This window comes from Pseudomonas sp. YuFO8 (assembly GCF_035065025.1).
In the GTDB taxonomy this organism is placed as follows: Bacteria; Pseudomonadota; Gammaproteobacteria; order Pseudomonadales; family Pseudomonadaceae; genus Aquipseudomonas; species Aquipseudomonas putida_AE.
On sequence record NZ_JAXDEQ010000062.1, the window covers coordinates 1 to 22,308 of the forward strand.

Here is a 22,308-nt window from a genome sequence, read left to right on the forward strand (position 1 = left end):
GTCATCGTCAAGATTAAATTCCAAAACCCCTATCTGCGCATGCAGGTAGGGGTTTTGTCTTTGTCCGCGAGAAAGACTCGTGCACAAATTGGCACAGTTATTTTTGATTCATGGCACTAGAATAGGCCCAACTTTTTCGGAGTCAGAGCGTCATATGCCAGAGCCGGTTGACACCTCAAAGCTGTCAGAATTACCGCTAAGCGATTTGGTGGCATGCCATGAGTGCGACTTGCTGTTGCGCAAGCCCGAGCTCGCCCATGGCGAGAAAGCCCTGTGCCCGCGATGTGGTTACGAACTCTATGCCCATCGATACAACGTCGTGCAGCGTAGTCTCGCCCTGGTGATTGCGGCACTGCTGTTGTATATCCCGGCGAACTTTTTACCCATCATGCAACTCAACCTGCTCGGGCAATCATCGCAAGACACGGTCTGGAGCGGGGTTGTCGCGCTGTTCGATACAGGCATGCAAAGCGTTTCAGTCATTGTGTTCCTGTGCAGCATGGCGATTCCGTTGCTCAAGCTGCTCTGCCAACTGGTGGTGTTGCTGAGCATCCGTTTTGACGTCGGGCGTAGCTACGGCTTGCTGCTCTACCGGATTTACCACCATTTGCGGGACTGGGGGATGCTCGAGGTTTACCTCATGGGCGTACTGGTGGCGATCGTCAAGCTGGCAGATATGGCAGCAATGACCATCGGCCTGGGCCTGGCATGCTTCATTGGATTGTTGTTGGTTCAGGTCTGGCTGGAGGTCGTGATGTCTCCTCACCAGATCTGGCAGGCTTTATCAGGAGAGGATGCCCATGCGGGCGATTGATGCAGGCATTCTGATTTGCGCGGAATGCCATGAATTGAACAAGCAGGAAGCTGATACCGACGAACAGGTCTGCACTCGCTGCGGCGCGCTGGTGCATGCCCGCCGCCCGAACAGTTTGACGCGGACCTGGGCGTTGCTGATCACCGCCGCCATTCTTTACATACCGGCCAATCTGCTGCCGATCATGACCGTGAGCTCCCTGGGCAAGGGTGATCCGAGCACCATCATGTCCGGAGTGATCGAACTGGTTCAGCACGGCATGATTCCCATCGCCGCGGTGGTGTTTATCGCCAGCATCATGGTGCCCACGTTCAAGCTGGTGGGTATCGCACTGTTGCTGTTTTCCGTGCAGCGCCACCAGCCACTCTCGGCCCGCCAGCGAATATGGATGTACCGCTTTATCGAGTTCATCGGCCGCTGGTCGATGCTCGATATCTTTGTGATCGCCATCCTGGTGGCGCTCGTGAATTTTGGACGGCTTGCCAGCATCGAAGCCAATCTTGGCGCCATCGCGTTCGCCAGCGTAGTGATTCTGACGATGCTTGCCGCAGTAACTTTCGATCCCCGACTGATTTGGGATAACACGGAGTCGGACGACGACCATGACTGATTTGCCCGTAGCGAAAACCCGACCGGCCTCGAACTGGTCTGCCATCTGGATTCTGCCCCTGATCGCCTTGATCATCGGCGGCTGGCTTGGCTGGCGTGCCTACAACGAAACCGGTATCGAGATTCAGGTACGTTTCGAAAGCGGTGAAGGTATCCAGGCCAACAAGACCGAAGTCGTTTATAAGGGCATGTCGGTCGGCAAGGTGAAAACCCTCAAGCTTGATGACGAAGGCAGCTCCAAAGGTGTGATCGCGACCGTCGAGATGAACAAGGACGTGGAGCCATACCTGCGCACCAGCACGCGCTTCTGGCTGGTCAAGCCGAGCGTGACGCTGGCCGGTATCACCGGCCTGGAGACGCTTGTTTCGGGTAACTATGTCGCAGTCAGTCCGGGTGAGGGCGAGCCTACCCGCAAGTTCAAGGCCCTGGCCGAGGAGCCGCCGCTGTCCGACGCCCAGCCAGGCCTGCACCTGACGATCAAGGCCGATCGCCTGGGTTCGCTGAACCGTGGCAGCCCGGTGTTCTACAAGCAGATCAAGGTCGGGCAGATCAAAAGCTACGTGCTATCAGAAGACCAGAGTACGGTTGAACTCAAGGTCTTCATCGAGCCGACCTACGCCAAGCTGGTGCGCAAACACACGCGCTTCTGGAACGCCAGCGGCATCAGCATCGACGCCAACCTGTCCGGGGTAAAAGTACGCAGTGAGTCCCTGGCCAGTATTGTGGCTGGCGGTATTGCGTTTGCCACGCCTGAAAACCGCAAGGACAGCCCGCCGACCGATCCGAGCCTGCCGTTCCGTCTGTATGAGGACTTCGACGCGGCCGCTGCCGGTATCAAGGTCAAGGTCAAGCTGACTGACTTCGAAGGCTTGCAGGCTGGCCGTACGCCGGTGATGTACAAAGGCATCCAGGTCGGCACCCTCAAGGCGCTCAAGGTCGATCCCGATTTGTCCGGTGCCAGCGCCGAGTTGACGCTGGACCCGCTGGCCGAGGATTACCTGGTCGATGGCACCCAGTTCTGGGTGGTCAAGCCGTCGATCTCCCTGGCGGGCATCACCGGCCTTGAAGCACTGGTCAAGGGTAACTACATCGCCGTGCGTCCGGGGGACAAAGGCGCCGCGCCGCAACGCGAGTTTGTCGCACGGCCCAAGGCGCCGCCGCTGGATTTGCGTGCCCCGGGTCTGCACCTGGTGTTGTTCACCGATAACCTCGGCTCGCTGGAAGTGGGCAGCCCGGTGCTCTACAAGCAGGTCAAGGTGGGCTCGGTCCAGAGTTATCAGTTTTCGCGCAAGAAGAAACAGCTGGTGATTGGCGTCCATATCGAGAAGGAATACGAAGACCTGGTCAACGCCTCCACTCGATTCTGGAATGCCAGTGGCATCACGTTGACCGGGGGGCTGACCGGCGGGATCCAGGTCAAGAGCGAATCGTTGCAAAGCCTGATGGCGGGCGGCATCGCCTTTGAAACACCGGAGGCCAAGGCGCCCTTGCAGAAGCGCATCCCGCGTTTCCGCCTGTTCGCCAGCCATGAGCTAGCCAACCAGAAAGGCACGGTGATCACCCTCAAGGTCGACCGTGCCGATGGCCTGCATACCGGCACACCGATCCGCTTCAAGGGGCTGGATGTCGGCAAGATCGAAGACGTCGATCTGAGTGACGACCTGCAGTCGGTGCTGCTGACGGCGCGGATCGATGAAGTGCCGGAGCGCATCGCGCGCGTCGGCAGTCAGTTCTGGGTGGTCAAGCCCGAGCTGGGGTTGATCAAGACGTCCAACCTGGAAACATTGGTCACCGGGCAGTACATCGAGGTGCAACCGGCTGCGAAGAACCTGGGGCCGCAGAAAAACTTCGTGGCGCTGGCCAGTCCACCGGAAACCGCCAGGCAGGAAGCCGGCTTGAGCCTGGTGTTGAGCGCTCCTCGCCGTGGTTCGCTGAAACCCGGGGTACCGGTGACTTATCGCGAAATCACCGTGGGCAAGGTCACGGGTTACGAGCTGGGGCAGACGGCTGATCGAGTGTTGATCCGCATCCTGATCGAGCCGAAGTACGCGCCATTGGTACGCAGCGGCACACGCTTCTGGAACACCAGCGGGTTTGATTTCGATGTTGGCCTGTTCAGAGGGGCAACGGTGCGCACCGAGTCGCTGGAGACCATGATCCAGGGCGGTGTTGCCTTCGCTACGCCAGACGGCGAGCGCATGGGCAACCCGGCGCGGCCGGAGCAGACGTTTGCGCTGTTCGACAAGTTCGAAGAGGAATGGCTGACCTGGGCGCCGAAGATTCCGCTCGGCAAGTAACAGGGAGTATGTGGCGTCAGTGATGACGCCATCGCCAGCAGGCTGGCTCCCACAATGGACTTATGTACACCGGTCCACTGTGGGAGCGGGCTTGCTCGCGAAGAGGCCCTGAAGAGCACTGAAAGAACCACAAAAAAAGGCCGCGATCCATTGGATAGCGGCCTTTTCGCATCTAGCGGTTCAACTCAAACCGCATCCAGCTCCGGCTCATCCGCTTCGACATTCACTGACGCCTTCACCGGTTCGTGACGACGGATGTACTTCCAGTCCTCCTCATCGATGTAGATGCCCGCCGGGCCGCTGCCGCCTTCCAGGTCGATGGCGACACTGGCGCAAACCTGCGGCTTCACACTCGCCAGGATCGGCACGAAGCCCAGTTGCAGGCTGGTTTCCAGCAAGGCCGCCTGGTTCTTCTCGTCGATGTCCGCGGCCTCGTCGAGGTAGTACGGCAAGCGCACACGCCCGGCCAGGTCGCGGTCCATCAAGTGCAGCAACAAATACATGTTGGTCAGCGCCTTGATGGTCATGGTGGTGCCGTTGGACGCGGCGCCGTCGATGTCGGTGTGGATCACCGGCGATCCGTTGACCTTGGTGATCTCGAACGCCAGCTCGAACAAGTCCTTGAGGCCGAGCTGGTTGTGGTTTGCCGCCACCAGCCGCGCCAGGTATTCCTTGGCCTCTTCGTTCTTGTTGTCCTGCTCGGCGCTCTGGCTGAGGTCGAAGACCGACAGCGTCTCGCCTTCTTCATACTGGCCGGCGCTGTGGATGATCTGGTCGATGTGCTTGAGTGCTTCCTTGTTCGGCGCCAGCACGATGCGGAAGCTTTGCAGGTTGGACACCTGGCGCTTGTTGATCTCGCGGTTGAACAGCGCCAGCTGGTGTTCGAGGCTGTCGTAGTCGCTGCGGATGTTGCGCAGGGTCCGGGCGATATCTGTCACGGCCGCTCGACGGGCCTTGCCCAGGGTCAGGGCTTCATCGGTGCGGTGCGCGTACGCGTTGATCAACAGTGACAGACGACGTTCCATATCGTCTTCGCTGTCGAACTTGGCCACGCCCTTGAGGCGCACCTGGGCGTACAGCGCCTCGATCTGCCCATCGGCACGAAGCAGGCCCTGCCAGCTGTCCTGATAGTCGTTGAGCAGTGGCAGCAGGTTATCCATGGAATCGTCGACCGGGTCCATGAACGGCGTGCCGAACGGCAGGTCCGCCGGCAACAACTGACGGCGGCGCAGGGCGTCGTCGAGGGTGCGCTGCTTGGCTTCCATGTCGCCGATCTGGCGGCCGACCAGTTGCAGCTTGGCCGACAGTTGCTGGACACGCTCGGTGAAGGCATCGCTGGAACGCTTCAATTCGTCTTGGGCGGCTTCCATCTGCGCCAGCTGTTCGAGCTTGTCGCCTTCCTCGGCGCTCAGGGTTTGCGCGCGACGGAAATCTTCCAGGGCTTTCTGTGCATCCAGCACTTGCTGGTACAGCGCTTCGGTCTGGGTCTTGCTCGCGGCGCGGTCGGCGGCCACGGCCTGCTGGGTTTTCAGTTGCTTGAGTTCTTTTTCCAGGCGTTCCTTCTGATCGCGCAGCGCCGCGCGGTCGGCCAGGGCTTGCAGAGCCGGTGGCTCGATGTGCGAGATGTCGATGGACAGGCCCGGCACTTCGAAGCGCTCGCCCTTGAAACCATCGAGGATCAGTTCCACGGATTTCACCCAGTCGCCATTCTCGTCCAGGCTGATGCCGTGTTCACCCAGGGGCAGGCTGAACAGTGCGCTGTTGAACAGGCGCATCAGGCGCTCGACGTCCTGCTGCGAGAATTCCTCGCGCAGGCGGGCGTAGCTGTTGTTGTCGGCGTGGTCGAGTTGCTGCTTGACCGACTTCAGGCGTTTTTCCAGGTCGCGCAGGCGTTCTTCCAGGTCCTCGGCGCTGAACTGACGCGATTGCGCCAGGGCACCTGCCAGCTCGTCGTGAGCATCTTTCGCTGCGAGCAATTGTTGCTCGAGCACCTTGACGTCATCGATCAGCGCGAAGCGATGCTTGAGCACCGACAGCTCGCCGAGCCAGCGCTGGATGCCGGTGATTTCCCGCTCCAGGCGCATCAGCTCCTGGGTGCCGCCACGTTGATCGTTCTGCAGGGCGTCCTGCTCGTGGCGATAGTGCTCGGCCTGGAGGGTCAGCTCTTCCTTGCGGGCACTGGCGTAGTCCGACCAGGTGCCGAGCAGGGAGTCGAGCAGCGGCGAGATCCGGTGCAGCTTGCCGCGCAGGATGTCGCGCTGCTTCACGCCGTTGGCCAGGGCTTCGACCAATGGGCCGGCGGCCACCAGCGAGTGGTAGTCCTGTTCCATGCGTCGTACATCACGGAAGGCTTCTTCGCACGCGGCGATGTAGTCGACGCTACCGGAGCGCAAGCTGTGCTCGAAGGCATCGAGGAACAGTTGCTTGAGCTTGGCTGCGGTGATTTCGCGCATGTGCAGCAGGTTGATGAACAAGGCGCGGAAGGTCTTCAGGCTCTGTTCGCTGGTGGAGCGCAGCGGGATCAGGGTCAGGTCCAGCGGGATCGAGGTGTGGCCACCGACCAGCAGGCGCCGCAGTTCATCGGGCTTGAGTTCGTAGGCTTTCAGGCCTTCGCGCTCCAGGTTGCTGAACAGCTCTTTCTGGCGCAGGCAGGTGTCGTTTTTCTGGTAGTGCGCCAGGTCCAGCTGGCCGGCATAGGCGAAGAACTGGTGACCGAAGCCGCCACCCGGGCCACGTCCGACCACGCCGATCACGTGAGGACCGTGTGGCAGGTTCACTTCCACCAGGATGTAGCTGGTGTCGGAGGCGAAGTAGAAACGCCGGGATTGTTCCAGGCTGTACTTGCCGAAGCTCATGTCCGACATGCGCGCCAGGATCGGGAACTGCAGGGCGTTGATCGAAGCGGATTTACCGAGGTTGTTCGCGCCGTAGACCGACAGTGGCTCTTCCAGCGGGAACAGGCCGAGGCTGTAGCCGGCGGTGTTCAAAAGGGCAAAGCGGCGGATGCCGTAGCGTTCCTTGCTCATGCGTCGAGCTCCTGTTCTTCGGCAATGGCGCGGGCCAGGGCGTCTTCTTCGCTTTCATCGGAAAATTCGGCGAGGTCGAGCGGGTCGTCGGTCTGCAGCAGTTTTTCGTCACTGTCTTCGTCGATCAGCACGGGTACCGGCAGTGGCAATACGCTGTGCAGGCTGGCCGCCAGGTCACGGTCCTGCTGCACCGACAGGCACACATCGAGGAAGCGGTGCATCGGCGGCAGGAAGCGGTACACGCCGTTTTCTTCGCCGGCGAAGCCAAGCTGGGTCATGCGCCGCATAATCTTTTCTTCCAGCTCATCCTGGGTCTGCACTTCAGCCTGGATGAACAGGTCGCGGTATTTTTCCAGCAGCGAGGGCAGTTCATCGCGACCGAGGCTGCCGCCGTCGAGTACGGCGATCGGGTCGCGGCCCTGGTCGGCCAGGTGCTCGACGAGGATGAAAGTGAACAGCGCCAGGCGCTGGGCGGTCTTGTTTACCGTTGCGGCGGCCCCGTCCGGCACGAAGTAGTAGAAACCACGGGTGTCGCAGACCAGTTCAAAGCCCAGGGCCTTGAACAGCGTGCGGTACTGGTCCTGGAAGTTCGACAGCTGCGCATACAGCTCAGGATCGCGGCGGCTGACGTGGTAACCCTTGAACAGCTCGCGAAAGATCGGTGCCAGCTGGGACAGTTCGGAAAGATCAAGATGCATTGGGGGTGCTCGCAGAATTCTCGATGGCGTCGTCGCCGACCGAGAGCAGGGCGAAGGAGCGCAGGCTGACCTGGTGCTCGTGTGTGTGGTACTCGCGACGTTCCAGGCGTTCGCGCTTGAAGCGTTTTTCCCGGGACAGGCGCGAGAACCAGTACAGCAATTCGTCGGTGGCGCCGTCCGGTTCCTGCTCCAGCAGCCAGGTCATCAGGTCCGGCATCGGCAGGGCGTCTTCGCAGCGTTCGAGCATTTCACGAACCGTGCGTGGCGCACGCGGGGCTTCGCCTTTCTGGGTCTTGTGGGCCTTGGGGAAGCGCGCCGGTTTCGGTTCGAATCGGGCCAGGGCGTACACGTAGGCCTCGACCTGGCTGGCGCTGCCGAGGAAGGTGCTTTGCGGCCGGGTGAACAACGGCATGGCTGCCTGCGGCACGGCATCGATGCCTTTGCGGCGAATGGCCGCCAGGGCCAGTGCTGCGCCACGGGTGACGGCGTTGTGACGACGCGCCTCTTCCCGCAGCGGCAGCAACAGTTCGCGCGCGTGACGCAGGGTCAACTGGGCACTGGTCTGCATTTCGAGGATGCGCGCGTGGGTGCGCAGCAGCATGTCGTCGTCGACCAGATGACCGAGGCGTTGCTGCTCGGAGAGCATCTTAAGCAGCACGGTTTCGACCTTGCGCACGCCTTGTTCGAAGGCGCCGTCGGCGTTCACCAGATCGATCATCGGCTCGACGTATTCGTCCCAGGTCGCCAGCACCTCGGCGTAACGCTGGCGCAGCGGAATCTGTCGGTCGCTGGTTTTCGCCCTTTCGGCGACGGCCACCAGTGCCTGTTCGTCGTTATCGAGTTTTTTCAGTACATCGCGAACCCGCATGTCGAGCAGGCGCAGCTGGCGGGCCAGGTCGTTGCCGTCGCGGATGTCGAAGGCGTCCTGGATGTAGCCGGCCAGACGCTCGAGATGGCGCAGATAGGCTTCGATTTCCAGGCACAGGCCCAAACGGTGTTCACGGCGCAGGTAGGCGAGGAAGTCGTGGATTTGCGCGTTGAGCTCGAAACGGTTCGGGCTTTTCGCCACGGGAACCAGGATATCGAGGCGAATCCACACGTCCAGCAGGCTGGTGATGTCCTGCGGCGTACTGTCGAGTTGCTGGGCGGCCAGTTGCATGCGCAATTCGTTGAGGCTCAGGGTGCCTTGGTCGAAATGCTCACACAGTGGCTCCAGAAGTGCCCAGTGTTCAGCGAGGGCGCGCAAGACGCGCTTGGGTTCGATCATCGGAATGGCCGGCTGGTTGGCGATTAAAAGCGGCGATTGTACTGCATCGAGGACCTATCGATTCACTCTCGGGACGGGCTGTCGCTTTTTCTATATGAGAAGTCTATCGATCAACAGCGGGCGATCTTGTGCGAAGGGCGGTAGAATCGGCGCACTTTTAGTTATCCACAAGTGGCCGACCTTTGCTTATCGAGTCCCGTCGTCGCGCTTATTTGAACGCCATGCAGGTGGTCAACTGGCTGCCGCGCACCGAATTGCCCTTTGCCGCCCCGTCGCGGCCCGAGCTGCTGGAACCGCCCGAGCCGCTGGTCGCTGCGCCCGTAGCACCTTTACCTGTGGTCGAAGCGCCCGCTGCGCCTGCGGTAAAACCGGCCGAACGGGTGAAGATCGAGGTGCCGCGGCCATCGTTGGCGAGCACGCGCACCGGCGCCAAACCTGAGGTCGAGGAAGCCCCGGTAGTCGCCAGGGTCGCGCCCGTGCCGCCACCGCGCTTCGCCCTGCAACTGCTGCGAGCCGGCCGCTGCCTGCTGCTGGTGGAGTTACCCACAGGCGAAGCGTTCCAGGCCCGCGATCCCGCGTATCTGCTGCTCAAGGACATGCTGCGCGCCGCCGGTCTGCCGGACAGCCCGCAGATCGTCGGCGAGCCGGTACGCTGGCCGCTGCTGGTGCGCGGGACGATGGACCAGGGCCCGGAGGCGGCCCGTGATTTTGTCCAGGGTTTCCTCTCGGTGCGCATGGAAGAAGCGCCATGCGCCTGCCTCTGGCTGATCGGCCTGCCCGCGGTGCGGTTTGCCGGTGAGGCGGACGCCGATGCGTTCAACCGCGAACTGCAGATCGAAGGACTGGGCTCGGCCTGGGCAGTACCGGGCCTGGAATTGTTAATGGAAGAGCCACAGCGCAAGGCCGCCGTGTGGCAAGCCATGCGTCGGCTGATGGCGCGCTGGAATGAATCGAATGAGTGACGCTGTATCGTTCCGCCCGATGACCGAGGCGGACCTGGAAACTGTTCTGAAGATCGAGTACGCGGCCTACAGCCATCCCTGGACCCGCGGGATTTTTCTCGATGGCCTGGGCAAGTACCAGATCTGGCTGATGTTCGAAGGCCAGCAGCAGGTGGGCCATGGGGTGGTGCAGATCATTCTGGACGAGGCGCATCTGCTCAACATCACCGTCAAGCCGGAAAACCAGGGCCGCGGCCTGGGTTTGACGTTGCTGGAGCACTTGATGGCGATCGCCTACAAGGCTGATGCCCGGGAATGCTTCCTGGAAGTGCGCGACAGCAATACCGCGGCATTCAAGTTGTATGAGCGCTATGGCTTCAATGAGATTGGGCGGCGACGGGATTACTACCCGGCGGTCGGCGGGCGTGAAGATGCGGTGGTGATGGCCTGCACCCTCGTCGATTGATCACCGTAGATGCCTTTGTAGGGGCTGCCGCAGGCTGCGATCTTTTGATCTTGATTTTTTAAGAGCAAAAGATCGCAGCCTTCGGCAGCTCCTACAGGTTAATCCGCAGATCAGCGTTTTCTGTCCAGCGGATCGCGCTGCGCCATCTCCGCCTCATCCAACCCATTGCCCCCACCAATGTCGTCTTCATCGACAATGCTCAAGTCCCAATCGGCCTGGTCACCGTCACCCGCTTCCTGGGCATCCCGGGCACCGTCTTCACGAATAAGCGTTTCCGGACTCATGTCGTCATCGGTAGGTTCATGGTCATCGGTCGATGCGCCCGTCATGCCGGCTTCACGCACGCGCTCCTCGGGCATCAGTGTTTCGCGTTCCTTTTGCGGCAATTCATCGCCGATTTTTGCGCTGGGTTCGTCCGCGTCAAAATCCAGCTCATGTACCGAGCCCATGCGGTCTTCGTTATCATCGATGGGTTCCGGTTGCACCGCATCGTACGGACGTCGTGAATCAGTCATGGCAATTCCTCATACTGTTAGCCTTACTAGGGTGGACCCACTGGGTTGCAGAGAATTCAACCGGCATGGAGTGCCATGGGCAGGTATCAGCGTGGCAACTGCATAACGCGCGTGACCCCGACGGGCGGTTGTCTGTCAAACCTGCGCACCATTACCGAGGCTTCATTGCATGAACGAATTACAAGATCTGATCGATAACAACGAGCGCTGGGCCGACGCGATCACCAAAGAAGATCCTGACTTCTTCGCCAAGCTGGCTCGTCAACAAACCCCGGAGTACCTGTGGATCGGCTGTTCCGATGCGCGGGTGCCGGCCAACGAGATCGTCGGCATGCTGCCGGGCGACCTGTTCGTGCACCGCAACGTGGCCAACGTGGTGTTGCACACGGACCTCAATTGCCTGTCGGTGATCCAGTACGCGGTGGACGTGCTCAAGGTCAAACACATCCTCGTGACCGGTCACTATGGTTGTGGCGGCGTGCGCGCCTCGATGCAGGATCGCCAGTTCGGCCTGATCGACGGCTGGCTGCGGTCGATTCGCGATCTCTACTACGAGAAGCGCGAAGAGCTGGCCAAACTGGCCACCGAAGAGGAGCAGGTCGACCGCCTCTGCGAACTCAACGTGATCCAGCAGGTGGCCAACGTCGCCCATACCAGCATTGTGCAAAACGCCTGGCACCGCGGGCAGAGCCTGTCGATCCATGGTTGCATCTATGGCATCAAGGACGGTCGCTGGAAAAGCCTGAACACCACCATCAGCGGTTTCGAGCAGTTGCCACCGCAGTACCGACTGCGTCCGGTCGAGACCCAGTAAAGCCCTTCAGCACAGCGTGCGCCGACGCCGGTGTTGCAAAAACACCTGGCCGTCGGCGACTGCCGTTCATCGGGTTACAGCGCCGGAGCCGGGATCGCCGGGGCTGGCGCTGGTGCCTTGAGCAGTTTGAGCTGGGCTTTGATCGAGGCGGTCGCACATTTGCCCGCGGCCTGTGCGGTCGTCAGCTTGCGGATCGAGGTGTAGAACAGCGCACAGGTCTTGTCGGCCTGGGCCACTTGCCAGGTCTGGGTGCAGCTTTTTAGCTCCACATCAGGATTGCTGTCCGGTTCACGGCCCATGGCGGCCTGCCAGCACGCGACACTCAAATCCTGGGCCATGACTTTCAGGCCCGCGGTATCGGCCTGGCCCTGGGCATCCTTGCCGGTGTAGCTGGCCGGATCGGCGGCGTACCAGATGTAGCTCGGATGGTTGGCGCCCAATACCGGTACCTTGACCCCGTCGACCGGGCTGATCGTCACCAGGCTCAACACGTTCATGGTTGGCCCGTATTGCTGCTTGACCCAGTTACGCACCGGTACACCGAAGGCCACCATGGGCAATGCCATGCCGCTGGCGTGCTGGGTGACCTGCTTGACCATGGTGGTCTGGTAGTCCTTGAAGTAGTCGTAGACGCCTGCCAGGTCCTTGCCGGCGTTCGACGGCGCAGCAATCGGGGCGATATCGATGATCGTCTGGTAGCCCGGCGTCTGCTCGGCCGGAATGCCATTGACGGTCAGCAGTGTGGCCCAGCGATCCGAGGTGGCCGATTTCAGGTAATCCTGGGCCTGGGTCAGCGAATAATCGGGCGGGAAGTGCAACAGTTCGACGCTTCTGCGGTTCTCCAGCGCCATGCCCAGCGGCAGGAAAAAATACCAGCTGTAGCCCCACTTACCGTCGGCGTTCAGTTTGCTGGCGCCGTTGTAGGCCAGGTCGCCGGCGTCCAGCAGTGCTGCCAAGGGCTTTTCATAGCCATTGGGGACACCGGTTATTTCGGCATGCAGCTGACCGTTATCGGTTTTCACCAGCACCTTCGCTTCGCCATAGCCATCGCGCTGCACGCTTTGAGTCAGGTAATGCTCGACGGTCTGCTCCAGCGTCCAGTTGCGATAGCAGATCACGTTGCAGTTGTTGGGGTAGGCGAAGAGGCGGGTAACGCGTTCGGTACTGCCCAGTTTCAGGGCGACATCGGCGTGGGCAGCGGTACTCAGGGTGAGGGCAGCGAGGGTGAGTCCGGCGAGTTTAAGCATGCTCAGATCCTTTTCAGCGGGGTCGCGATACCAAGATCGCACGTCATACTGGATCAACACAATGATGCAGAAAAACAGGCCTCCCGCATTTTTTTTTCAAGCCTGCGATCCAGCCCGCGATCAGTGTTTGCGGGCTGGCGAGAGGTCAGGCAATCACAATAGCCGCAGCGCCAATTGGCTGCCGGCGCGCAAGTATTCAACCTGTGCGGTCACCGCATCCTTGACGATGGCCTCACCGGTATCGCTCAGCCTGGCTTTTTTGGCATCGATGACGGCGCTCTGCAGTAACTGCATGGCGACATCCATCGCTTTCTGAAAGGCCGTCACATTGTTCTCCCTGGTCCGACCCGCTGATACGGGAGGACCAGGAAAAACTAGCCGTGCCCTTACGGCATCACTGGTGGCGTATACGCCAGCGTCGTCCCCAGTGCCCACAGCAACAGCAGCACCAACGGCGTGTGCACCAGCAACTGAACGAACGAGAATCCGATCAAGTCCCGCGCCTTCAACCCCAGCACGCCCAGCAGTGGCAGCATGTAGAACGGGTTGATCAGGTTGGGCAGGGCCTCGGCGGCGTTGTAGATCTGCACGGCCCAGCCCAGGTGGTAGTTCAGGTCGTTGGCCACTTGCATCACATACGGCGCTTCGATGATCCACTTGCCGCCGCCGGACGGAATGAAGAACCCCAGGATCGCCGAGTACACGCCCATCAGCAGGGCATAGGTGTCGTGGGAGGCAATGCTGACGAAGAAGGTCGAGATGTGGTGGGCCAGGGTCTGCGCATCGGCACCTTTGACCGTGGTCATCAGCGCGGCGATCGAACCGTACAGTGGGAACTGGATCAGCACGCCGGTGGTGGTTGGCACTGCGCGGGACACCGCGTCGAGGAAGCTGCGCGGGCGCCAGTGCAGGAGGGCACCGAGCATGATGAACAGGAAGTTGTAGGTGTTCAGGCCGGAGATCGCACTGATCGCAGGTTTGGTGGAAAACTCATGGAACAGCCATCCAGCCGCCAGCAGCACCAGCAGGATGGTCAGCAGCGGGCTGTGTTCCAGCCATTCGCCGGGACGGGTGCGCGGTTGCAGCGGTGGCAGGTTGAAGCTCGGGTCGACGCCACAGGCCTCGGCGTCTCGCGCCGTGTTCGGGCCGGGGGCGGTGGCGTAGGCGATGATCAGCGAGATGACGATCAAGGCCAGCAACATGACCCCCGATTGCCAGAGAAAGATCGTTTGGGTGAAAGGAATCACCCCGGTGATCGACAGGATCGACGGCGGCAGGCTGGCCGGGTTGGCCTGCAACTGCGCAGCCGACGACGACAAGCCCAGGGCCCACACCGCGCCCAACCCCAGGTACGCCGCCGCACCCGCGGCGCGGTAGTCCATCTTCAGGTCCGTACGGCGCGCCAGTGCACGCACCAGCAGACCGCCGAACACCAGCGACAGACCCCAGTTGAGCAGCGACGCGACCATGGAGATCAGCGCCACCCAGGCCACGGCGGAGCGCCCGTTTTTCGGCAACTTCGCCAGGCGGTCGATCAGCTTTACCGCCGGTGGCGAACTGGCGACCACATAACCGCCAATCACCACGAACGCCATTTGCATGGTGAACGGGATCAGGCTCCAGAAGCCGTCACCAAAGGCCATGGCCGCGTCAGTCGGCTTGGCGCCCATGGCCATGGTGGCCACAGCAACGATGATCACCGCCAGGGCGGCAAACACCCAGGAGTCGGGGAACCAGCGTTCGGCAAAACTTGAACAGCGCAGGGCAAAGCGGGCGGAGCGGGTATCTTCGATATCAGCGGCCACGGGACTACCTCGAATTTTTATGTTTGTTGTGGTCTTCGGGGCCGCAGGGGCCCCACTGGACAGACGCCAACATTAATTCAAGCGCATGCTTTTTGCGGCGCTGTTTTTGCGCCTATGGGACTTTGGTCTAACGGGTTGTCCGCCGGCGCGTTTGCGTAGACCATGGGCGCCTTGGTTTTTGCCTGTGCCAGAGTTCTTTACATGACTGCCAATACCGATCCACGTCCGCTGCCGTTCAGCCGCTCGGACTACAAGACCCTGGGGCTCGCGGCCCTCGGCGGCGCGCTGGAAATCTACGACTTCATCATCTTCGTATTTTTCGCCCTGACCTTGAGCCAGTTGTTTTTCCCGCCGGAAATGCCCGAGTGGCTGCGCCTGCTGCAAAGCTTTGGCATCTTCGTCACCGGGTACCTGGCGCGGCCCCTGGGCGGAATCCTGATGGCGCATTTCGCCGACAGCCTGGGGCGCAAGAAGGTGTTCAGCCTGAGCATCCTGATGATGGCGCTGCCGTGCCTGCTGATCGGGATCATGCCGACCTATGCGCAGATCGGCTATTTCGCGCCGCTGCTGCTGCTGGCCCTGCGCGTGCTCCAGGGCGCGGCGGTGGGGGGCGAAGTGCCGAGCGCCTGGGTCTTCGTGGCCGAACACGCGCCGGCCGGCCATCGCGGCTACGCCCTGGGCTTCCTGCAGGCGGGGCTGACCTTCGGTTACTTGCTCGGCGCCCTGACGGCGACGTTCCTGGCGCAGGCCTTCACCCCGGCTGAAATCCTCGACTACGCCTGGCGTTACCCATTCCTGTTGGGCGGGGTGTTTGGCGTGATTGGCGTCTGGCTGCGGCGCTGGCTCAGCGAAACCCCGGTGTTCATGGCCATGCAGGCACGGCGTGAGGCGGCCGTCGAGTTGCCGCTGCGGGCGGTCCTGCGCGAACATCGCCTGGCCCTGCTGCCGGCGATGATCCTCACCTGCGTGCTGACCTCCGCGGTAGTGGTGTTCGTGGTCATCACCCCGACCATGATGCAGAAAACCTTCGGCATGACCGCCAGCCACACCTTCGCCCTGAGCGCACTGGGCATCGTTTTCCTGAACATCGGCTGCGTGCTCGCCGGTTTGCTGGTCGATCGCATCGGCGCCTGGCGCACCGTGATGCTCTATAGCCTGCTGCTGCCCTTGGGCATCAGCGTGCTCTATAGCTGCCTGATCAGCGGTGGCAACTGGGTCGGCCTGGCTTACGCGGTGGCCGGCCTGAGTTGCGGGGTGGTGGGCGCGGTGCCGTCGGTGATGGTCAGCCTGTTCCCGGCGCGGATTCGCGTCTCGGGTATTTCCTTCACCTACAACATTGCCTACGCCGCCTGGGCGAGCATCACGCCTTTGCTATTGATCGGCCTGATGCCGTGGAGCCCCTGGATCTGCGTGATCTTCTGCGCAGTGATGGGCGCGGTGGGCGTGCTCAGCGCGGCGTATTTCGGCACACGGATGCAGAGCATCGCCGGGTGTCCGGCCGCCGGTGCGGCGTGATGGGCAAGGGTGACTGGCGCGGTTTCCTTATATTTGCAGGACAATTTTCAAGCGCTCTTCACTGTAGGAGCGAGCTTGCTCGCGATGGAGGCTAACGATTACGCGTGCTTCCTGAATGAACGCAGCGCTTTCAAAACCTTCGCGAGCAAGCTCGCTCCTACAGACCATCGGCGAGCCGCTGGACGCCAAGACCTTGCAGCCGTAACGTGACGGCTATCCGGGTTGCAAGCACATCCACCATGGGGTCAGGCAATGAGTAAACTGCGTGTGGGCGTTATTTTTGGCGGGCGGTCGGCTGAGCACGAGGTGTCGCTACAGTCGGCGAAAAACATTGTCGATGCACTGGACCGTTCGCGCTTCGAGCCGGTGCTGATCGGCATCGACAAGCAAGGCCACTGGCACCTCAACGATCCCTCGAATTTCCTGCTGAACCAGGAAAACCCGGCCCTGATCGCGCTCAATCAATCCAATCGCGAATTGGCCGTGGTGCCGGGCAAGGCCCGTCAGCAACTGGTGGAAACGGCGGGGCCCGAATTGCTGGGCCATGTCGACGTGATCTTCCCGATCGTCCACGGCACCCTGGGCGAAGACGGTTGCCTGCAGGGCTTGCTGCGCATGGCCGATTTGCCGTTTGTCGGTTCCGATGTGCTGGGGTCGGCGGTCTGCATGGACAAGGACATCAGCAAGCGCCTGTTGCGTGATGCTGGCCTTGCCGTCACGCCGTTCGTCACCCTGACCCGCGCCAGCGCCGCGCGCACGGGTTTCGCCGAGGTCAGCGGCAAGCTCGGCCTGCCGCTGTTCGTCAAGCCGGCCAACCAGGGGTCTTCCGTTGGTGTAAGCAAGGTGACTGACGAAGCCGAATATGCGGCGGCGGTCGAGCTGGCATTGAGCTTCGATGAAAAAGTGCTGATCGAGTCGGCGGTCAAGGGGCGCGAGATCGAATGCGCGGTCCTTGGCAACGAGGAGGCCATCGCCAGCGGTTGTGGCGAGATCGTGGTGCACAGCGGGTTTTACTCCTACGACAGCAAGTACATCGACGAAAAGGCCGCGCAGGTGGTGGTTCCGGCCCAGATCAGCGTCGAAGCCAGCGAGCGCATCCGCGCCATGGCCGTCGAGGCGTTCCAGTTGCTGGGCTGCTCCGGCCTGGCGCGGGTCGATGTCTTCCTGACCGAGAGCGGCGAAGTGCTGATCAACGAAATCAATTCGCTGCCGGGGTTCACCCGCATCAGCATGTACCCGAAACTGTGGCAGGCAGCCGGCATGACCTACAGTGAACTGGTCACGCGCTTGATCGACCTGGCACTGGCGAAACACCAGGCCCGGCAGGCGTTGAAAATCAGTCGTTGAGGGGACGCGGGCCTGCCAACGCCCAGGCAGACCCGTTCACGCCGTTAGCGACTCAATCCCCCAATGCTTCCCCCTCACGCCTAGGATCGGCCCCGCCGGCCAGCGAAGCCTTACCCTGCGCATCCTTGACCCGGACAATTGCCTGGGTGCCGCTGGTCATGTCTATTTCATTGACGGCGTGGCCCTTGTCCTTGAGTACCTGGATCAACTTCGCGCTGAACTGCCCGTTCTCCAGTTCGGTCGGGCCATTTCGGCTGCCGAAGTTGGGCAGGTTGATCGCCGCTTGCGGATCGAGCTGCCAGTCGAGCAGGCCGATGGTGGTCTTGGCCACGTACTCGATGATCTGCGAACCACCGGGCGATCCAAGACTGGCGAGGAACTCACCGCTGTGGCGGTCGAAGATCAGCGTCGGGGCCATGGAGGAGCGCGGACGCTTGCCGGGCTCGACGCGGTTGGCGACTTTCTGTCCGTTCTCCTCGGGAATGAACGAGAAGTCGGTCATCTCGTTGTTGAGCAGGAAACCCTGGACCATCAGGTGCGAGCCGAAGGCGGATTCGATGGTGGTGGTCATGGACACCGCGCCGCCTGCGTCATCGACCGCCACCACTTGCGAGGTGGAGATGCGCAAGGGCGAGCGGTCTGGCGCGAAAGCGACCTGGATGCCCGGCGGCGTGCCCGGTTTGGCCATGCCCATGCTGTGCTCGCCGATCAGTGCAGCCCGGCTGGCCAGATAGGCCGGGTCGATCAGGCCCTTGACGGGCACCGGCACGAAGTCCGAGTCGGCCACGTACTGCGCACGATCGGCATAGGCCAGGCGCTCGGCTTCGCTGATCAGGTGCACGGCCTCGGCGGGCGGCTCAAAGCCGGCGGTGGTGTTGGTTTTCACCGGTTGCATGGGCGCCAAGGCCCAGCGCTTGTCGCGCGTTTCCAGGGCCTGCAGGGTGCCGAGGATCTGCGCCATGGCAATCCCGCCCGACGACGGCGGCGGCATGCCACAGACCTGCCAGCGTTTGTAGTCGGTACAAAGGGGCGCGCGCTCCTTGGCGCTGTAGTTGGCCAGGTCGCTCAGCGACAGGCTGCCAGGGTTGGCGTGCCCCTTGACCTTGGCCACGATCTCCTGGGCAACGGGCCCTTTGTACAAGGCATCCGGCCCTTCCTTGGCGATGCGTTGCAACACGGCGGCCAAGGGTGGATTTTTCAACAGCGTGCCGGCGGCTTTCGGGCTGCCATCGGCATTGAGGAAATACGCTGACATCTCCGCTGAGCGCCTCAGGGATGAATCCGCGGCGATCAGCCGGTGCAGGCGGGGCGATATGACAAAGCCTTGCTCCGCGAGCGTGATGGCGGGTTCGAACAGCTGCGCCCATGGCAGGCGACCGTGTTTTTGATGGGCCAGCTCCAAGGCTCGCAACACCCCCGGGGTGCCCACCGAGCGCCCTCCGATCACCGCCTGGGTGAACGTCATCGGTTGGCCATCGGCCTGCAGGAACAGTTTTTCGCTGGCGCCGGCCGGTGCGGTTTCGCGCCCGTCGTAAGTGCGCACGGATTGGCCGTCCCAGAGCACGATCAACGCGCCGCCGCCTATCCCTGATGACTGCGGCTCGACCAGTGTCAGTACCGCTTGCATCGCAATGGCGGCATCGATGGCCGAGCCGCCCCGACGCAGCATCTCCCGCCCGGCTTCGGCCGCCAAGGGGTTGGCCGCGGCCGCCATGTGCCGGGAGGCATGTCGAGTCTGCAGGTCGGTGCGATAACCGGACGCGCTTTCCGGTGCCGCCGGCAGCGTCGGGGCCGACGCGTTGTGGCAGGCGCCAAGGGTCAGCGCGGTAATGATCAGCGTGAGGGCTGACAGGCGAACGCGACTCGAGTGGGAGGCTGAGAACATGGGGCACTCCGTCCGTTGGATAAATGTATCGGCGACTGTATCGGCGACCTCGCAGTGACGCAAACCAGAAGGCGCGGTTGCCCTTCATCAATCGACGGATTTTAGGTAGGGTCGTTGCCAGCGATCACGCCAGAAGAACCACAAGAGGCAGCCATGCAGAGCGAGTTTCCCACCCAGCCAAGCTACCGTTCCCAGCGCGAACAATTCCTGGCGGCGGCAACCGCGGCCGGCGCGACGCTGACTGAGTATCCCCATCCCCTCAAGGGGCCTTCAGGCGAGGCGCTGGGCACCGATGTGGCGGTACTCGGCGATCCTGGCGCCAAGCGCCTGCTGATCGCGCTGAGCGGCACGCACGGGGTCGAGGGGTTCTATGGCTCGGGGTGCCAGATCAAGTGGCTGCAGGAGCTCGGCAAGCGCACATTGCCGGCCGATGTCGCGGTGGTGATGATTCATGCGATCAATCCCTGGGGCATGGCGTGGCTGCGCAGGGTCAACGAAGACAACATCGACCTGAACCGCAATCACCTGGATTTCAACGGTGCGTTGCCGGACAACCTGGCCTATGACGCCCTGCATGAGATTTACGCCTGCACCCAGTTGCGCGGGCCCGAGCGTGACCGCGCGGATGCCTTGCTCGACGAGCAGATCCGTCTGCATGGCTGGCCTGCGGTCATGTCGATTGTCGAAGGTGGCCAGCATGCGCATGCGGATGGTCTGTTCTACGGTGGGGTAGCCCCCAGCTGGTCGAACCGCACGTTGCAGCAGATCATGCAAATGCACGTGGCCCATGCGGACGTCGCCCTGTGTTTCGACTTGCACACCGGTGCCGGGGAGTATGGTCATCCGATGTTGCTGACGATCACCCAGGCGCCGTATCCGGCATTGGCCGATGCGCAGGCGATTTATGGCCCATGGCTCTACACCCTGCACACGGGTGCCGACACCCTGAGCGAAACCGGAGTGGCGGCGACGGCTACCGGCTACACCTCGCAAGCCTTGATCGATGCGCTACCGCAGGTGCGGTTGATGCCCTTCGTCATCGAGTGCGGGACTTATCCGGGGCCGGAGGTTCATCGGCATCTGCGCGATGACCATTGGTTGCATCTGCACGGTGATGTTCACGATGGAGTAGGGCGCGAGATCAAGTTGAGCCTGCTTGAACAGTTCTATCCCGCCGACAGCGATTGGCAGGCCATGGTCTGGTTGCGGACCTGGCAGATCTGGGAGCGGGGATTGACCACCTTGCCGACGCTTCGGGCCTGAGGCCTGTAGGAGCGAGCTTGCTCGCGATGGTCGTCAACGATGACGCGTGCTGACTGATTAAGCGCGGTGCCCTTGAGACCATCGCGAGCAAGCTCGCTCCTACAAGGGTGCAGCCATTTTCGCGAGGCAAAAAAAAACGGCCTACCTTTCGGTAAGCCGTTTTTAGCACTTGGTGGCTACACAGGGACTTGAACCCCGGACCCCAGCATTATGAATGCTATGCTCTAACCAACTGAGCTATGTAGCCAAGATGGCGCGCATTATTCACCGGTAATGGAGATGCGTCAAGCGTAAATTTAAAATATTTCTCTACACTTTCAACCGCTTATCTTCCCGAGCTGAAAAACCGGAGCGGAGGAGGGCATCGATCAAGCCGAAATCTGCGAAATTGCGAGGTCGTTAGCAGGCTAAGGGGATGGCGCTGCCGCAGCGAAAAATGGCACATTGATGCACCTGCCGGTGTGCATCCCTCTGTTTTTCGGAAATTTCATGGCTATCAGCAACGTTCAGTCCGCCACTGCGGCGGCGCCCGCGTCTTCACAAAGCAGTCCGTTGGTCATGCGCATCATTGGCGCAGTGGCGCTGGCGCACCTGATCAACGACCTGATTCAATCGGTGCTGCCGTCAATCTACCCGATGCTCAAGGCCAACTATGGCCTGACGTTCACCCAGGTCGGCCTGATCACCCTGACGTTTCAACTGACCGCATCACTGCTGCAACCCTGGGTCGGCTACCACACCGACCGCCATCCCAAACCCTGGCTGTTGCCGGCCGGTACGGTCTGCACCTTGATCGGCATCGTGATGATGTCGGTGGTCGGCAGCTTCCCGCTGATCCTGCTGGCGGCGGGCTTGATCGGCATTGGCTCCTCGACCTTCCACCCGGAAGCTTCTCGCGTGGCACGACTGGCCTCGGGAGGGCGATTCGGCTTGGCGCAATCGACCTTCCAGGTCGGCGGCAACGCGGGCTCGGCGTTCGGTCCGTTGCTGGCGGCGGCGATCATCATCCCTTACGGGCAAGGGCATGTGGCCTGGTTCGGCCTGTTCGCGGTGTTTGCCCTGTTCGTGCTTTACCGGATCAGCCGCTGGTACGCCAACCACTTGAACCTGTTCAAGCTCAAGCAGGGCCAGGCAGCGACCCACGGCCTGTCCAAGGGCCGGGTGACCAGTGCGCTGGTGGTGCTTGGGTTGCTGGTGTTCTCCAAGTACTTCTACATGTCCAGCCTCACCAGTTACTTCACGTTCTACCTGATCGAGAAGTTCGACCTGTCTGTGGCCAGTTCGCAACTGCACCTGTTCCTGTTTCTCGGCGCGGTGGCCGCGGGGACCTTCTTTGGCGGGCCCATCGGCGACAAGATCGGGCGCAAGGCGGTGATCTGGTTCTCGATCCTTGGCGTTGCCCCCTTTACCTTGCTGCTGCCCCATGTGGACCTGTTCTGGACCACCGTCCTCAGTGTGGTCATCGGCTTCATCCTCGCCTCGGCCTTCTCGGCCATCGTGGTGTACGCCCAGGAGCTGGTGCCGGGCAATGTCGGGATGATTGCCGGGGTGTTCTTCGGCCTGATGTTCGGTTTCGGCGGGATTGGCGCGGCATTGCTAGGGCACCTGGCGGACATCCACGGCATCGAATACGTGTACTACCTGTGTTCGTTCCTGCCGTTGCTGGGGGTATTGGCGATTTTCCTGCCGCGTACCAAAAAGGCCTGATCACCCACCACATGGCCGGAAGCTCGAGCTTGCACGAGACTTCCGGCTGAAAAGCCGGATAATGGCGACCATTCGTTTGCTCGTTATTCTGG

Annotated in this window: 17 protein-coding genes, 1 tRNA gene and 1 pseudogene; 10 read left to right on the forward strand and 9 right to left on the reverse strand. The window is 61.7% G+C overall.

Annotated elements, in window-relative coordinates; translation table 11 throughout:
- Positions 1-154: 154 nt before the first annotated feature.
- The 3 genes from SOP95_RS29940 to SOP95_RS29950 are packed head-to-tail and all read left to right on the forward strand — an operon-like array spanning position 155 to position 3,720.
- A complete protein-coding gene (locus tag SOP95_RS29940) occupies positions 155-814 on the forward strand; it encodes a paraquat-inducible protein A (RefSeq protein ID WP_323609303.1) in 660 nt (219 codons plus the stop codon).
- Positions 801-1,424 carry a paraquat-inducible protein A gene (locus SOP95_RS29945; RefSeq protein WP_274074142.1) on the forward strand — a complete coding sequence of 208 codons (624 nt, stop codon included), beginning with the start codon at positions 801-803 and terminating at the stop codon, positions 1,422-1,424. Before SOP95_RS29940 ends, SOP95_RS29945 begins: the two co-directional genes overlap by 14 nt.
- Positions 1,417-3,720 carry a PqiB family protein gene (locus SOP95_RS29950; RefSeq protein ID WP_274074143.1) on the forward strand — a complete coding sequence of 768 codons (2,304 nt, stop codon included), beginning with the start codon at positions 1,417-1,419 and terminating at the stop codon, positions 3,718-3,720. Before SOP95_RS29945 ends, SOP95_RS29950 begins: the two co-directional genes overlap by 8 nt.
- A 185-nt stretch (positions 3,721-3,905) precedes the next feature.
- On the opposite strand, the gene mksF is transcribed toward SOP95_RS29950, so the two are convergent.
- From mksF to mksB, 3 genes are read right to left on the reverse strand one after another with little or no spacing between them, the layout of a single operon-like run.
- A complete protein-coding gene (mksF, locus tag SOP95_RS29955) occupies positions 3,906-6,746 on the reverse strand; it encodes an Mks condensin complex protein MksF (protein WP_274074144.1) in 2,841 nt (946 codons plus the stop codon).
- Positions 6,743-7,444, reverse strand: a complete 702-nt coding sequence (gene mksE / locus SOP95_RS29960) for an Mks condensin complex protein MksE (RefSeq protein WP_274074145.1) — start codon at positions 7,442-7,444, stop codon at positions 6,743-6,745. The genes mksF and mksE overlap by 4 nt, the downstream gene beginning before the upstream one ends.
- Positions 7,434-8,711 carry an Mks condensin complex protein MksB gene (mksB, locus tag SOP95_RS29965; protein WP_323609297.1) on the reverse strand — a complete coding sequence of 426 codons (1,278 nt, stop codon included), beginning with the start codon at positions 8,709-8,711 and terminating at the stop codon, positions 7,434-7,436. Before mksB ends, mksE begins: the two co-directional genes overlap by 11 nt.
- A gap of 221 nt (positions 8,712-8,932) precedes the next feature.
- Between mksB and SOP95_RS29970 the strand changes: the two genes are divergently transcribed.
- Positions 8,933-9,673 (forward strand): energy transducer TonB, encoded by a 741-nt coding sequence (locus SOP95_RS29970; RefSeq protein WP_274074374.1) that lies wholly within the window; start codon positions 8,933-8,935, stop codon positions 9,671-9,673.
- Positions 9,666-10,118 (forward strand): ribosomal protein S18-alanine N-acetyltransferase, encoded by a 453-nt coding sequence (gene rimI, locus SOP95_RS29975; RefSeq protein ID WP_274074147.1) that lies wholly within the window; start codon positions 9,666-9,668, stop codon positions 10,116-10,118. Before SOP95_RS29970 ends, rimI begins: the two co-directional genes overlap by 8 nt.
- Positions 10,119-10,228: 110 nt before the next feature.
- Here the strand turns inward: rimI and SOP95_RS29980 are convergent, their stop codons facing one another.
- Complete coding sequence (locus SOP95_RS29980) at positions 10,229-10,633, reverse strand: serine kinase/phosphatase (protein WP_323609298.1); 405 nt, start codon at positions 10,631-10,633, stop codon at positions 10,229-10,231.
- A gap of 169 nt (positions 10,634-10,802) precedes the next feature.
- Here SOP95_RS29980 and can point away from each other — a divergent pair, with 169 nt between their 5' ends.
- A complete protein-coding gene (gene can / locus SOP95_RS29985; protein WP_274074149.1) occupies positions 10,803-11,447 on the forward strand; it encodes a carbonate dehydratase in 645 nt (214 codons plus the stop codon).
- 74 nt (positions 11,448-11,521) lie between these two features.
- On the opposite strand, the gene SOP95_RS29990 is transcribed toward can, so the two are convergent.
- The 3 genes and pseudogenes from SOP95_RS29990 to SOP95_RS30000 all read right to left on the reverse strand — a co-directional run bounded on the left by SOP95_RS29990 (position 11,522) and on the right by SOP95_RS30000 (position 14,499).
- Positions 11,522-12,694 (reverse strand): hypothetical protein, encoded by a 1,173-nt coding sequence (locus tag SOP95_RS29990; RefSeq protein WP_274074150.1) that lies wholly within the window; start codon positions 12,692-12,694, stop codon positions 11,522-11,524.
- 153 nt (positions 12,695-12,847) lie between these two features.
- Positions 12,848-13,027 (reverse strand): annotated as a pseudogene (locus SOP95_RS29995) (hypothetical protein); the annotation flags it as partial.
- 53 nt (positions 13,028-13,080) lie between these two features.
- The gene (locus tag SOP95_RS30000) at positions 13,081-14,499 is read right to left on the reverse strand and encodes a short-chain fatty acid transporter (protein WP_056853286.1); all 1,419 of its coding nucleotides are present in this window, start codon (positions 14,497-14,499) and stop codon (positions 13,081-13,083) included.
- Positions 14,500-14,700: 201 nt separating this feature from the next.
- Here SOP95_RS30000 and SOP95_RS30005 point away from each other — a divergent pair, with 201 nt between their 5' ends.
- The gene (locus tag SOP95_RS30005) at positions 14,701-16,014 is read left to right on the forward strand and encodes an MFS transporter (protein ID WP_323609299.1); all 1,314 of its coding nucleotides are present in this window, start codon (positions 14,701-14,703) and stop codon (positions 16,012-16,014) included.
- A gap of 252 nt (positions 16,015-16,266) precedes the next feature.
- Positions 16,267-17,361 carry a D-alanine--D-alanine ligase gene (ddlA, locus tag SOP95_RS30010; protein ID WP_323609300.1) on the forward strand — a complete coding sequence of 365 codons (1,095 nt, stop codon included), beginning with the start codon at positions 16,267-16,269 and terminating at the stop codon, positions 17,359-17,361.
- Positions 17,362-17,413: 52 nt separating this feature from the next.
- Here the strand turns inward: ddlA and ggt are convergent, their stop codons facing one another.
- Entirely contained in the window at positions 17,414-19,246 is a 1,833-nt protein-coding gene (ggt, locus tag SOP95_RS30015) for a gamma-glutamyltransferase (RefSeq protein WP_323609301.1), read from the reverse strand.
- A gap of 153 nt (positions 19,247-19,399) precedes the next feature.
- Here ggt and SOP95_RS30020 point away from each other — a divergent pair, with 153 nt between their 5' ends.
- Positions 19,400-20,509, forward strand: coding sequence for a DUF2817 domain-containing protein (locus SOP95_RS30020; RefSeq protein WP_323609302.1), 1,110 nt, complete (start codon positions 19,400-19,402; stop codon positions 20,507-20,509).
- Between the two features lie 170 nt (positions 20,510-20,679).
- On the opposite strand, the gene SOP95_RS30025 is transcribed toward SOP95_RS30020, so the two are convergent.
- Positions 20,680-20,756, reverse strand: a tRNA-Met gene (locus SOP95_RS30025).
- A gap of 242 nt (positions 20,757-20,998) precedes the next feature.
- Here SOP95_RS30025 and SOP95_RS30030 point away from each other — a divergent pair.
- The gene (locus SOP95_RS30030) at positions 20,999-22,216 is read left to right on the forward strand and encodes an MFS transporter (RefSeq protein WP_274074155.1); all 1,218 of its coding nucleotides are present in this window, start codon (positions 20,999-21,001) and stop codon (positions 22,214-22,216) included.
- Positions 22,217-22,308 lie beyond the last annotated feature (92 nt).